Origin of the sequence: Zoogloea sp., from assembly GCF_017302315.1 — a bacterium.
In the GTDB taxonomy this organism is placed as follows: domain Bacteria; phylum Pseudomonadota; class Gammaproteobacteria; order Burkholderiales; family Rhodocyclaceae; genus Zoogloea.
On record NZ_JAFLDT010000027.1, the window covers coordinates 17,117 to 29,438 of the forward strand.

General features: G+C 65.6%; 14 protein-coding genes and 1 tRNA gene. 3 read left to right on the top strand and 12 right to left on the bottom strand.

What is annotated here, in order from left to right; all coding sequences use genetic code 11:
- Position 1 precedes the first annotated feature (1 nt).
- The 4 genes from J0L98_RS10140 to hpaA form a co-directional block, all read right to left on the bottom strand.
- The gene (locus J0L98_RS10140) at positions 2-274 is read right to left on the bottom strand and encodes an MmoB/DmpM family protein (protein WP_296411653.1); all 273 of its coding nucleotides are present in this window, start codon (positions 272-274) and stop codon (positions 2-4) included.
- Between the two features lie 11 nt (positions 275-285).
- Positions 286-1,278, bottom strand: coding sequence for a phenol hydroxylase (locus J0L98_RS10145; RefSeq protein ID WP_296411654.1), 993 nt, complete (start codon positions 1,276-1,278; stop codon positions 286-288).
- Between the two features lie 49 nt (positions 1,279-1,327).
- The gene (locus tag J0L98_RS10150; protein ID WP_296411655.1) at positions 1,328-1,576 is read right to left on the bottom strand and encodes a phenol hydroxylase subunit; all 249 of its coding nucleotides are present in this window, start codon (positions 1,574-1,576) and stop codon (positions 1,328-1,330) included.
- Positions 1,577-1,710: 134 nt separating this feature from the next.
- Positions 1,711-2,655 (bottom strand): 4-hydroxyphenylacetate catabolism regulatory protein HpaA, encoded by a 945-nt coding sequence (gene hpaA, locus J0L98_RS10155; protein ID WP_296411656.1) that lies wholly within the window; start codon positions 2,653-2,655, stop codon positions 1,711-1,713.
- 98 nt (positions 2,656-2,753) lie between these two features.
- Between hpaA and hpaR the strand changes: the two genes are divergently transcribed.
- The 3 genes from hpaR to J0L98_RS10170 all read left to right on the top strand — a co-directional run bounded on the left by hpaR (position 2,754) and on the right by J0L98_RS10170 (position 4,854).
- The gene (gene hpaR / locus J0L98_RS10160) at positions 2,754-3,290 is read left to right on the top strand and encodes a homoprotocatechuate degradation operon regulator HpaR (RefSeq protein ID WP_296411658.1); all 537 of its coding nucleotides are present in this window, start codon (positions 2,754-2,756) and stop codon (positions 3,288-3,290) included.
- 64 nt (positions 3,291-3,354) lie between these two features.
- Complete coding sequence (locus J0L98_RS10165; RefSeq protein WP_296411660.1) at positions 3,355-4,536, top strand: acetylornithine transaminase; 1,182 nt, start codon at positions 3,355-3,357, stop codon at positions 4,534-4,536.
- A gap of 51 nt (positions 4,537-4,587) precedes the next feature.
- Positions 4,588-4,854: a cupin domain-containing protein gene (locus J0L98_RS10170; RefSeq protein ID WP_296411662.1), complete on the top strand. Its 267-nt coding sequence runs from the start codon at positions 4,588-4,590 to the stop codon at positions 4,852-4,854.
- A gap of 30 nt (positions 4,855-4,884) precedes the next feature.
- On the opposite strand, the gene J0L98_RS10175 is transcribed toward J0L98_RS10170, so the two are convergent.
- The 8 genes from J0L98_RS10175 to J0L98_RS10210 all read right to left on the bottom strand — a co-directional run bounded on the left by J0L98_RS10175 (position 4,885) and on the right by J0L98_RS10210 (position 12,321).
- Complete coding sequence (locus J0L98_RS10175; protein WP_296411663.1) at positions 4,885-5,196, bottom strand: type II toxin-antitoxin system RelE/ParE family toxin; 312 nt, start codon at positions 5,194-5,196, stop codon at positions 4,885-4,887.
- A complete protein-coding gene (locus J0L98_RS10180; RefSeq protein WP_296411664.1) occupies positions 5,196-5,510 on the bottom strand; it encodes a type II toxin-antitoxin system Phd/YefM family antitoxin in 315 nt (104 codons plus the stop codon). Before J0L98_RS10180 ends, J0L98_RS10175 begins: the two co-directional genes overlap by 1 nt.
- Positions 5,511-5,628: 118 nt before the next feature.
- Positions 5,629-5,719: transfer RNA gene (locus J0L98_RS10185), tRNA-Ser, on the bottom strand.
- A 37-nt stretch (positions 5,720-5,756) separates the two neighbouring features.
- On the bottom strand, positions 5,757-7,811 hold the full coding sequence (locus tag J0L98_RS10190; RefSeq protein ID WP_296411665.1) for a VC_2705 family sodium/solute symporter: 2,055 nt from the start codon (positions 7,809-7,811) through the stop codon (positions 5,757-5,759).
- 131 nt (positions 7,812-7,942) lie between these two features.
- Complete coding sequence (locus tag J0L98_RS10195; protein ID WP_296411666.1) at positions 7,943-8,206, bottom strand: DUF4212 domain-containing protein; 264 nt, start codon at positions 8,204-8,206, stop codon at positions 7,943-7,945.
- 51 nt (positions 8,207-8,257) lie between these two features.
- On the bottom strand, positions 8,258-9,694 hold the full coding sequence (locus J0L98_RS10200) for a DUF294 nucleotidyltransferase-like domain-containing protein (RefSeq protein ID WP_296411667.1): 1,437 nt from the start codon (positions 9,692-9,694) through the stop codon (positions 8,258-8,260).
- Between the two features lie 90 nt (positions 9,695-9,784).
- Positions 9,785-11,950 carry an exonuclease domain-containing protein gene (locus J0L98_RS10205; protein WP_296411668.1) on the bottom strand — a complete coding sequence of 722 codons (2,166 nt, stop codon included), beginning with the start codon at positions 11,948-11,950 and terminating at the stop codon, positions 9,785-9,787.
- Positions 11,947-12,321 carry a response regulator gene (locus tag J0L98_RS10210; RefSeq protein ID WP_296406195.1) on the bottom strand — a complete coding sequence of 125 codons (375 nt, stop codon included), beginning with the start codon at positions 12,319-12,321 and terminating at the stop codon, positions 11,947-11,949. Before J0L98_RS10210 ends, J0L98_RS10205 begins: the two co-directional genes overlap by 4 nt.
- Position 12,322: the final 1 nt, after the last annotated feature.

Sequence of the window (12,322 nt, forward strand, 5' to 3'; positions counted from 1 at the left end):
GTCAGGCTTCCCAGCTCAGGGTGAATTCGTCGTCGCTCTCGTCCAGGTGGCCGGAGATGGTGATCAGGTGTAGCTGCAACTCCTGCAGATCGAAGTCACGACCCATCTTCTCCTCGACGGTGGCGCGCTTGATGACCAGGCGGCCGGGCACGTCCACCTTGACCATGGCGGGCTGATCCACCACCACGGCGTCGGGGTTGTCATCGACGATGGCCTCGACGATGCAGCGGGTCTCTTCGTTCTTCTGGAAGGCAATGAAGGCGTTGGATGTCATGACAGCGGCTTTCAGACGGGGATACCGGCCTTGGCGGCGCGGGCATTGAGTTGCTGGACGACCTCGTCCAGGACGGCGGCGCCGTCGGTACCGAAGGCCAGCTCGGCCACCGGCGTGAGCACCTCGACGGAGCGCTGGCGGGCCGCGGCGATCCACTCGCCGAGCAGCGCCTTGTTGGCCGGGTTGTCGGCGGCGGCGGCCTTCAGCACCGCATCCACCCACTTCACGTTCTCGGTGAACCACTCGCGCTGGAAGCGGGTGAGCATGCTCAGCACCGGGCCGTGGGCTGCGTTGAGGCGGTCGGTGAGCTTGTCGTAGATCAGTGGAAAGAGCAGGCCCTCGAGGGCGAAGTTCTGGGTGACAAAGAGCTCAAACCAGTCGTCCATCACCATCATGTCTTCCACGTAGTGGCGCAGCCCCTGCCACACGGGGGCCTCGAGCCAGTCCTGCTTGGCCTCGGCGAGGGCGTCGATCTCGTCGAAGGCAATGCCCAGGCGGGTGATGAACTGGGCGATGCCGAGCTGATCCATGCAGGCGTAGGCAGCCGCCTGGGAGATGGCGATGCCGTAGCCGTAGGCGGCCACTGCAGAGTTGTTGATGTTGGAGGCCCAGGCCACGTGGCGCAGGGGCAGCAGCACCTCGTTGATGACCTTCTTGCCGGCGGCAGGGTAGCCCGTGGCCAGGCCCAGCTCGTCGGCCAGGTCGAAGTCGGCGGTGGCGGTTTCCTGCATGCGGCCCCGGGCCAGGGTCCAGGCGCCGTAGTAGAACTGGCGCGGATCCTTCAGCGCATACCAGTCCTTCATGGTGATGCGGGTACGGGCCGGATCAAAGATGTCGTGGGACGGATCCCAGGTGGGGCGATAGTGGTAGTTCTCCACCGGCTGCAGGTCCATCGTGCCTTCCATGTAGCGGGAGGCCGGCTTGTCCGCCCCCATCCGCCGGGCGAGGTGGCCGAAGGTCTGCCGCAGGGGCTCGATGGTGATGGTGCGAAGATCCATGCTCATTATGTTCTCCTCTTCCTCGGGTGTCGGTTGCGCGGAGCCTGCGGCGGGCTCAGCGGAAGCGCTGGTGGGTGGCGTCGTGGAGGTTCCAGGCAAAGTCGCCCTCGGGGCGGGCGGATGCCGCCTCCAGCAGGGTCACCCGGTTGTCGGCGCAGAAGGCGGCAAAGGCGGCGCGGGGCATGACCAGCTCCACCGCCAGCTCGGGCTCGCCCACCGAAAACTCGAACTCGACCAGGCCGCCGTCACGCTCACCGGTTACCCGCACAAACTTGCGCGTCACATCGAATTGCTGGTCTTCCATAGCCCCGCCTCCTGGTTATGCGTCCGGCGGAAACACGGGCCGGCGTGGGAGGCATTACACCAAACAGTAACATGTTAGTGAATGGACGATCAGCGCCTTGGCTTGTACTTTTCAAAGCCCGGCTGATGAACGGATCAGCGAATCTGATCCTGATGCTGGATGCGGAACTGGCTCGGCGCCATTCCCACCCGCCGGGTAAAGAAGCGCGAGAAGTAGGCCGGGTCGGCAAAACCTAGCTGATAGGACAGCTCCCCCACCGGTGTGGTGGAGAAACGCAGCAGGCGCCGCGCCTCCTGGAGCAGGCGGTCGTGCACCACCTCCTTGGACGGCAGGTTGGCCATGCGCCGGCATACGTCGTTGAGACGGGCTTCGGTGACGGCCAGCTTGCCGGCATAATCGGGCAGGGTCAGGTGGTCGCGGAAGTGGGCCTCCACCAGATCACAGAAGCTCAGGAAGATGCGCAGATCATCCCCCCGCTCACGCTTCAAGGGCATGACCTGGATGTTGGTGGCTAGCAGACGGTTGAGGCTGATGAAGAAACACAACCCCAGGGCCCGCACCGCTGCGGAACGCCCCTTCTCGCGCCCCCCGAACTCCTGTTGCAACAGCCCGGCTAGCTGCATCAGGCGCTCAACCTCGGGCTGAACCTCCGCCGCCACACCGCCTAGGGGCAGGAAGGCCGACTCCCGTAGCTGGGCATCCGGCCACTGCCCCGGCAGGGATGCGTACCAGGCCCGCACCACCTCCTGGCGCACGGTGATCACGTGGCCGTCGGTATTCTCCTCGGAGTAGAAGGCGTGGGGGATGGCCGGCGGAGTGATGAAGACTAGCGGCGCCTCGGCAAAATAGGCCTGGTCATCGAGTTGCAGGCTGATGCTGCCGCGCACCAGCAGGTGAACCTGGTAAAAGCGCGAATGGCGGTGGGCCGGCGTGTTGCGGCCGAAGATCTCGGCCAGCCGGCCGAAGGTCTCGTAGTGTACGTCGCACTCCGGATCCCCTTCATAGATTCGGGTGATGTGGATATCGGGGATGGACTGGGGCCACTCCACGGAGCGGTCGGCAGGGTCGGCGGCGGACATGGCGCAAGAAGATCACTTCGATGTTAGGGAGTCAACAGGTATCATTGAAGCTTGGCCACGGGAGCCCCCGCCCCCCCATCACAGGAGCACGAGACCCCATGCAGAGCAGGATTTCCTACCGCAACCTGCCCCAGCTTTTCCTGAAAGCCCGGGAAGAACTGATCTGCCACTTCCGCCCCATCCTCAACCACTTCGGGCTCACCGAGCAGCAGTGGCGCATCCTGCGCGTACTGAGCGAACGGGAGCAGCTCGAGCCCTGGGAGATCTGCGACATCTGCCAGATCCTCAGTCCCAGCCTGGCGGGCGTGCTGGCCCGCATGGACGACCTGGGCGTAATCAGCCGCAGCCGGGTGCCCGAAGACCAGCGCCGGGTGATCGTCCGCCTGAGCCCCCGGGGCAGCGAGCTGGTGGAAGAGATCGCCCCGCTGATCCAGGCCCAGTACCGCAAACTCGAAGAGGCCCTCGGGCGCGAGCTGATTGATGAGCTGTACTCCGTACTCGACAAGGTCATCACCGGCCCCCATGCGCCCGTGGAGCGCATCACTCTGCCCGCTCGCAGTCCGGCACCCGCGACGCCGACCGAGAAGCGCAAGCGCGTACCCCGCAGCGCCGCACGCACGGCTGCAAAACAGTAGGCTTACAATTGTGGTCCCGCCCTTTCCCGGGCATCCCCCTGACAACCGAATCCGGAGCAACCCAGTGCAATACGGCGATTACAACAGCGACGCCCTGATGACCATCACCAACCGGCCCGACCTCGTCTTCGTGCGCGGCGAAGGGAGCTGGTTGCATGACCACAACGGCAAGGCCTACCTGGACTTCATCCAGGGCTGGGCGGTCAATTGCCTGGGGCACTGCCCGCCCCAGATCCGCGACGCCCTGGTGGCCCAGGCCGGCACCCTGCTCAACCCCAGCCCGGCCTTCTACAACGGCCCGATGATCGAGCTGGCCGGCATCCTCACCGCCAACTCCGTGTTCGACCGGGTGTTCTTCGCCAACACCGGCGCCGAAGCCAACGAGGGCGCCATCAAGCTGGCCCGCAAGTGGGGCCAGGTGCACAAGGGCGGCGCCTACGAGATCATCACCTTCGACCACAGCTTCCACGGCCGCACCCTGGCCACCATGTCGGCCTCCGGCAAGCCCGGCTGGGACACCCTGTTTGCCCCCCAGGTGCAGGGCTTCCCCAAGGCAGACCTGAACGACATCGAGTCGGTGAAGGCCCTGATCAACGAACGCACCGTGGCCGTGATGCTGGAGCCCGTGCAGGGTGAAGGTGGCGTCATCCCCGCGGACCCGGCGTTCCTGCAGGCCCTGCGCACACTCACCCGCGAACGCGGCCTGCTGCTGATCGTCGACGAAGTGCAGTCCGGCATCGGCCGCACCGGCACCCTGTTTGCCCATACCCAGGCCGGCATCGAGCCCGACATCATGACCCTGGGCAAGGGCATCGGCGGTGGCGTGCCCCTGGCCGCCCTCCTCGCCCGCGAGGAGATCTGCTGCTTCGTGCCCGGCGACCAGGGCGGCACCTACAACGGCAACCCGCTGATGACTGCGGTGGGCGTGGCCGTGCTGCGCACCCTGCTGGCCGATGACTTCCTGGCCGGCGTGCGCGCCCGCGGTGAATACCTCTCCCGCCGCCTGCTGGAACTCTCCGCCCGCCACAGCCTGGGCGGCGAACGGGGCAGCGGCCTGCTGCGCGCCCTCATCCTCGACAGCGACCGTGGCCCGGCCCTGGTCAAGGCCGCGCTGGAACAAAACCCGGTCGGCCTGCTCCTCAACGCCCCTCGCCCCAACCTGCTGCGCTTCATGCCTGCGCTCAACGTGAGCGAGGGCGAGATCGACCAGATGGTGGAGATGCTGGACGCGCTGCTGGGGCAGTAAGCCCCCCGGCGGGCGCCTCCCCGCGCCCGCCGACCGAGTGCGGAGGTCGCCATGGATCGGAACACCTTCGAGAAGCGCCTTCGCGACGAAGGCTTCAGCCAGACCGTGATCGTCGAGCGGGAGGCCAATGGCCGGCTTGACCTGCACACCCACCCCTTCGAGGCCCTGGCCCTGATCCTGGCCGGGGAGATCCGCATTGACGTGGATGGCGGGAGCCGGCTGTACCGGGTGGGGGATGTCTTTCACCTGGTGGCTGAGCAGCCCCACGCGGAGAGCTACGGGCCGGAGGGCGTGCGTTATCTTGTCGGGCGGCGCTGACGGGGCCGAAGCGGCAGACGGCGGCGCACATCAGGCGCCTGCATGCCCCTGAACACCCAGCACCACAGGTAGATTACGGGCGCCATGCAGCACGCGCTCGATGCGTACCGCGCCATCGATGACGCGGAAGAAGATCACGTAGCTGCCCAAGGCTGCCATGCGCAGTCCGGGTGCCAGATCCTCCCTTCCGGGGTAACCCAGGGGAGCAGTGCCGATGCGCTGGCATTGCTCGACAAGTTTGCCAACAAAGCGCCGGGCATTGGGCCGGCTGTCCTTGTCGATGTAGTCCGCGATGTCCAGAAGGTCTTGCCGAGACTTCGGCGAGAAGACGACTTCCAGCATCAAGTCGCGCGCTCGCGGCGAGTCTCGCCGGCAAGTTCGCCATTCGGCTCGGCGTAGCGCGCATTCAGTTCGGCAAGCAGATCGACTGCAGGAATGGCCGGACCGCTGTCGATGCCCTCCTGTATGGCGACACGGAGATCGGCGTTGAGGCGCTCCAGCATGGCTTCATAAACCTGGGGCGACAGCAGGTAAGCCGCGGGGCGGTTGTGGTTGAGTACGGCCACGGGTTCCAACCCGGCCTGCTCAAGCACCGCGGAAGGGCTGCGTTTGAGTTCGGTGATGCTGACCGAGCGTGATGCCAGAACCTGCTCCATGGTGCGCCTCCTGATATGACCAAAATTAGATACTTTATTGTGGTCGATTAAAGATACAAAGACAAATACGGATCGCAGAAAAGCACAACGCCCCTTGCGGGGCGTTGTGCTTTGAATTTGGCGGAGAGGGCGGGATTCGAACCCGCGTCAGGGTATTACCCTGAACACGCTTTCCAGGCGTGCGACTTAAACCGCTCATCCACCTCTCCAAGTGGAGGCGGCACTATATATCAAGATTTTAAAAAGTCAAAGCCTGTTTTCGGTTTCGAGGGTTTTTCGGCCCTGATCGGGCATCCGGACGAAGTCCACGAGGGCTTGCACCTCCAGTGGGGGGGGTGGGGTGAGCAGGCTGACGATGGCGATGACGATGAAGCCCAGGGGTACGCCGAAGACGCCGCAGGAGATCGGGTGGATGTCGAACCAGGCGTCGCCCATGCTGCCGCCGAAGAAGGGGTGGGTGCGGACGATGTAGTACAGGGTGATGCCGAGCCCCGCCAGCATCCCCGTCACGGCGCCCCATTTGTTGGCGCGCTTCCAGAAAATGCCCAGCACCAAGGCCGGGAAGAAGGCCGAGGCGGCGATGGAGAAGGCCAGCCCGACCATGAACAGGATGCTGTCCGGGCGCAGGGAGGCCACCCAGGCAGCCACCACCGCCACCACCAGCAGCTGGGACTTGGTGATCACCAGGCGACGCTGGGTGGAGGCCTGGGGATTGACCATCTTGTAGTAGAGGTCGTGGGAGAGGGCGTGGGAGATGGTCAGCAGCAGGCCGTCGGCGGTGGACAGCGCGGCCGCCAGCCCGCCGGCCGCCACCAGGCCCGACACCACGTAGGGCAGGCCGGCGATCTCGGGAATGATCAGCAGGATGGCGTCGCTGTTGATGGTGAGCTCGGCCAGCTGCAGGATGCCGTCGCCGTTGATGTCCTCGATCTTGACCAGCCCGACCTTGCCCCAGGATGCCACCCAGCCGGGCAGGCTGCCGATGTCGGTGCCGATGAGGTTGCTGTATACCTCCCACTTGGCGAACACCGCGTAGGCCGGCGCGGTGACGTAGAGCAGGAAGATGAAGAACAACGACCAGAACACCGAGCGCCGCGCCTCGCGCACGCTGGGCGTGGTGTAGTAGCGCATCAGGATGTGGGGCAGCGCGGCGGTGCCCACCATCAGCACGAAGGTGAGGGCCAGGAAGTTGTTGCGGGCGCTGTCCTTGGCGGCCTGGTCGATACCGGGGTGGGCTTCGGCGTGGGGGGGCGGATTGACGGAGCGGGACAGGCTGTCCTGGCGGGCGCGCTCCCATTTGATCCGGGCTTCGTCAGGGGTGCGCGGCAGATCCCGCAGGGTGCGTTCGGCGGCGGCGATCTCCCGGGCGGGGGCGCCCTGGGTGCGCAGTTCGGTGACCCGCTCCACCTGCCCGATACGTTCGGCGGCGAGGGATTCGGGCAGGTCGGCGATCTTGCGGGCGTACTCGTCGGCCCGGTAGCGGTATTGCAGACGAACCTCGTTCTCCCGCGGCTCGGAGAACAGCTCCAGCTCCTTGACCCCCAGATCCCGCAGCACCTCGCCATACACCGCCTGGGGAACAGGAACGCCCGTGACCTTGTAGGAGAGGATGGCCACCGGCACCAGGTAGGCGATGATGAGGATGAGGTACTGGGCCACCTGGGTCCAGGTAACGGCGCGCATGCCCCCGAGGAAGGAACACACCAGGATGCCCGCCAGGCCGACGAAGACGCCGATCTCGAACTCGATGCCGATGAAGCGACTGGTGATCAGGCCCACGCCGTAGATCTGGGCGACCACGTAGACAAAGCTGGCCAGCACGCCGGCGAACACGCCCACCACCCGGGCAAAGTGCCCCTCGTAGCGGGCGCCGAGGAAGTCGGGAATGGTGAACTGGCCGAACTTGCGCAGGAAGGGCGCCAGCAGCAGGGCCACCAGCACATAGCCGCCCGTCCACCCGGTGACGAAGGCCAGACCGACGAAGCCGGAGTAGTAAAGCGTGCCGGCCAGGCCGATGAACGAGGCCGCGCTCATCCAGTCGGCGGCCGTGGCCATGCCGTTGAACAGGGCCGGTACCCGCCTGCCGGCCACATAGTATTCGGAGACGTCGGAGGTACGGCTCATCACGCCAATGGCGGCGTAAATGGCGATGGTGGAGAACAGGAAGATCTGGCCGATCCAGCGCGGGCTCAAGCCCACCTGCTCCGCCACGGCGAGGAAGATCACCAGGCAGACGAAGCCTGCCGCATAGAAGGCGTAATAGCGCCCGAGGCGGCGGAACAGGGCGGGCGTCGACCTCATGGGCGCTCAGGGCTTGAGCAGCAATCGCGGCGGGCGGTTGGCGTTCGCGCCGGTAAGCGCAAGCAGACAAAGCGTGCGGTGAGCATCGCCGGGGTGAAATCAGGCCGCACAGTGGAATTATTCACAAGCGCTCAATCGTCGTCATGCAGGCCGTAACGCCGCTCGAGCCCGGTCATCCAGCGGTCGTAGATCCAGACGATGAGCAGAAAGATGATCAGCGCCCCCTGGGCGGCCATGTAGAAGCCGAGGGGCCAGCCATGGAAGCTGACCGTGTTCAGATCTTCGGCAAACCAGCCTGGCAGGAAGCTGGCCGCTGCCCAGACCAGCAATAGAACGGCGGTCAGTCGCTGGGTGGCCCGCCAGTACGCCCGCTGCCTTGCGCGGATATCGCTCAATCTTTACTCCCCTATCGACGGCTTCGAGTATAGCCTCGCCGGGCATCGGCCTCACAACTGGTAGCGAAACTGGAGTTTCTGCTGCAGCTTGCGGGCCTGGCGGAAGGACTCCTTGAGAAAGGCGTGCTCAAGCTCGTTGAGGGCGGAGGGGGCGATCCGGTTGGGCGGCCCGGCCTTTTCCCGCTGGCCGCGCAGGCGCAACTGCTGGATGAAATCGAAGGCTTCAAGGCAGGCGTCCACCTCGCGCCGGGGCCAGCCCAGGAGGGCGCCGGCCGCCTCCAGACGGCCACTCGTGGCGGTGTCGGAAACCCCCAGGGCAAGGGCAAGGATGCGTGCCGCGTCCACGAAGATGCGGCTGCCGTCGCGTTTGAGGTCGAGAAGACCACTTTCCCGGTCCACCACGAAGTCGCGGATGCGCCCCAGGGGCGGCCCGCCGCGCAAGGCATTGGCGGCCATGAAACGCAGGAACAGGTCGTTGTCGCCGGCATTGGCGAGAAGCCACTGCTGGAGCCGGGCCGCCAGCGCCACATCTCCGGCGATGGCGCGAAAATCGAAGAAGATCGTGGCATTGAGGAGATCATCAGGCGTGGCGCAGCTCATCCATCCGGCGAACTGCCCGCGCCACTCCGTCATCGACAGGCACCAGCGCGGATTTCCAGCCATCACGTCGCCCTTGCAAAAGGGAAAGCCGCAGGCATCGAGCACCTCATTGACCCGCCGTGCAAAGGGCAGGAAACGCTGGCGGAGGGCTTCGGTGTCCCGCTCCGACTCGGGCACGAAAACAATCCCGTTGTCCTGGTCAGTATCGAGAGTCTGCTCCAGGCGCCCCTCGGAACCAAAGGCCAGCCAGCACCAAGGCACCAGCGGCAGCTCGAACTCGGCTTCGGCCAGATCAACGGCACTCAGCACCACGAGATCATTGAGGATGGCGATCCACTCGCAGACGTGGGCGGCGGTTCCGTCTTCGACCCGTCGCGCCGCCGCTTCGCGCACCCGGTGGGCGGCCTGCGCCAGGGCGGCGATGTCGGTGGCCGCGTGAATGGCCTCGACCAGATCCTCCACGTCGACGCTGCGGCTGGCGTAGAGATCAACGCGGGACACCAGCCCGGCCAAGGCACCGCGGCCATCCACCACCACCAGATGGCGCAGGTCGTGACAGGCCAGGGCCAGGCGGGCCTGGTGGGCGCTGGCCGTCAGGGGCAGCGACACAACCCCGCCGGTCATGACGCCGGCAACCGCCTCACCCAGATCCGCACCGGCCAGCACGACACGCTCAATGACATCCCGCTGGGTGAGCACCCCCAGGGGCCGCGAGCCCGCACTGTCGACGACCACCACAATATCGGCCCGCTCCGCCACCATCCGCGCCAGAGCCTCCCGCACCGCTGCCTCGGGCCCCACCGCCACCGCCGGACCCCGTAGCTGCGCAGCCAGACCGGTCGCGGGCATCACGGCGCTCTGAGCGGCGTCCATCGCGCGGGGTGTCATGTCCATCTACCTCCGCTCAGCGGGTGTCAGGAAGTCGTAGCGAGCCCTTGGGGCTCGCTACGGGCGGCACGGCGGATCATCCACAAACCCTCAGTACTTGACGCGGGCGTAGTAAGTCTTCTCGGAAGCCTGCCGAGCCTCGCCGAGGGTCCGGATGCCCATCTCGGCCAGCAGCGGGATCATGCGCAGGAAGACCTCGCCGGTCACGATGGCATCCCCCATGGCCGTATGCCGGCCCATGATGTTCACCCCCATGCGCTCGCAGATCGCTTCGAGCCGGTGGGATTCCTGAGCCGGATGGATGACCGCCGACAGCAGCAGGGTATCGAGCACGGGCTGGGAGAAACGGATGCCGGTGCTCTCCTCCTTGAGCTGCAGGAAGCGCATGTCGAAGGCGGCGTTGTGGGCCACCAGCACCGTGTCTTCGGAGAAGGCATGGAAAGCCGGCAGAACCCTGGCCATGGGGGGCTGGCCCACCAGCATTTCCGGGGTGATGCCATGGATCTTGGTGGACGCCTCGGGCAGCTCGCGCAGGGGGTCCACCAACTGGTCAAAGGACTCCGACTTGAGCAGCTTGCCATTGACGATGCGGGTGGCGCCGATCTGGATGATCTCGTCGCCCTCGGACGGATTGAGGCCGGTGGTCTCGGTGTCGAAGACGGTGAAGGTCAGTTCGGACAGCAGGCGGTCGTCCAGGGCATGGCTGGCTTCGGTCTGCTTGAACAGGTCGAAATCATAGTATTCGGGCCGGCTCTCACCCTTCAGGAAAGCCCCCGCGTCCACCTGCTCCTGGGGCGCGGCGGAGGGCAGCAGCAGGCGGAAGAAGGCCCGGTGCTGGGTCTTCTCGCGCTGCAGCCAGATCTCCCCGTCGTGACGTTCGATCACATCGCGCACGGTGAGGGGCGAGCTCTCGCCAGCGAAGGACATGGGTTCCAGCTCCCAGGCCATCACGGTTTCGGTGCTCATGGCCTGCCCCGACCAGATGATGTCCAGGTGCACCAGCCGGCCCGCGGCCGTAAGGCGCAGGCGCACTTCGCGCACCTCAAACTCGTCCGACAGACGGCTCACCAAGTAGCTGATGGCCTGGAGCAGGGAGAAGCTGTCCACCTTCACCCATACACCCGGATCCACGTCCTCGATCTTGGTGGGGAGACTGACTTTCTTTTCAATGCGCCGCTGGGCCGCGGCCACCAGGTCGGCGCCCAGCATCTCGTCGAGGGGCCAGCGGGTCTTCAGGGAATCGGCAAAGGCGTTGGCCGTTTCGTCGAGCCGCGCGCTCATGCCCTGCACTTCGTCGCGCACCACGCTCAGGAAGCGCTCCTTCAGTTCCGGATCGAGATCGGGATACTCCAGCATTTCGGCGGCGGCCCGCAGGTTGGCCAGAGACGAACGACTGCCCTCGGTGAGGGAGTGGAGCATCTGGTCGCGACGGGTTTCGGCCTCGAAATTGCGGGTGATGTTGTCGAGCATCAGCACGAAGCCGGACACGGTACTCTCCGCCTCGCCCTCCACTGCCGACAGCACCGGTGCCATCTGCACCCGCAGCAACTGGCCGGCCCGGGTGGTGGTGACGAAGTTGGCCACCGGCTGGGAACTCTGGCGACGGATGCGTTCCTGGATGCTTTCCAGGGCATGCACGATCAGGTTGCGCTCGAAAACCGCGTAGATGGAACGCCCCAGGCCGATGATCTCACCGCCGCCCGCCGCCGTGGGCGCGTCGGACAGGGCCCGGAACTGCAGCCGCGCCCGGCTGTTGTAGAGCAGGATACGCCCGTCGAGGTTGCACACCACCACGCTCTGGTTGAGCTCCGACATCAGCGCGGCGAGCCGGTTGCGCTCCTCCTCGACCGACAGACGGGCCTCACGGATGCGGGCCTCCACATCTTCCTGAAGGCTGCGCCGCTGATCTGCCAAGGCATTGACCGACTCGGCGATGCGCTGCAGTTCGGGCGAACCGGACGGCTTGAGGCGCCGGGACGGGTCGGTACCGACAATCAGGCCGAGTTCATCGGCCAGAAGTGAAGGACCGAGGAGGTTGGCCTGGGCGAAGGACTTCATGAGGACGGCGGCTGCACCGGCGCCCACCAGGGAAATCATCAGCAGGAGCCCCAGCCGCGGATTGAGGATGGGCTCGATGATGTCCCGCTCTTCCGGCGCCAGGTCACGCCATACCGCAATTCCCGCGGCAGCCATGACCACCACCACCAGGGCGCAGGCGGTGAGGACCGCCAATACGTGCCGGGACTTGACGCTCATGCCGGCACATCCAGCAATGCCTTGACCTTGGTCACCAACTCCTTCGTTGAAAATGGCTTCGTCATGTAGGCGTCCGCCCCCATGGCCAGGCCCTTGGTGACTTCGGTCTCGCGGCCCTTGGCGGTGAGCATCAGGATGCGCGTGCCTTGCAGGGCCGCCTCGGCACGGATCTCCTGGCACACCTCGTAACCGTTCTTGCGCGGCATCATCACATCCAGCAGGATGAGATCGGGCGCCTCGGCCCGCGCCTTGTCGAGGGCCTCCTGACCATCGTGGGCGATGCACACGACAAAGCCTTCGCGCTTCATCAGAAATTCAAGTGAAATGACGATGTTCTGTTCGTCGTCGGCAATCAGTATTTTTTTGGCCATT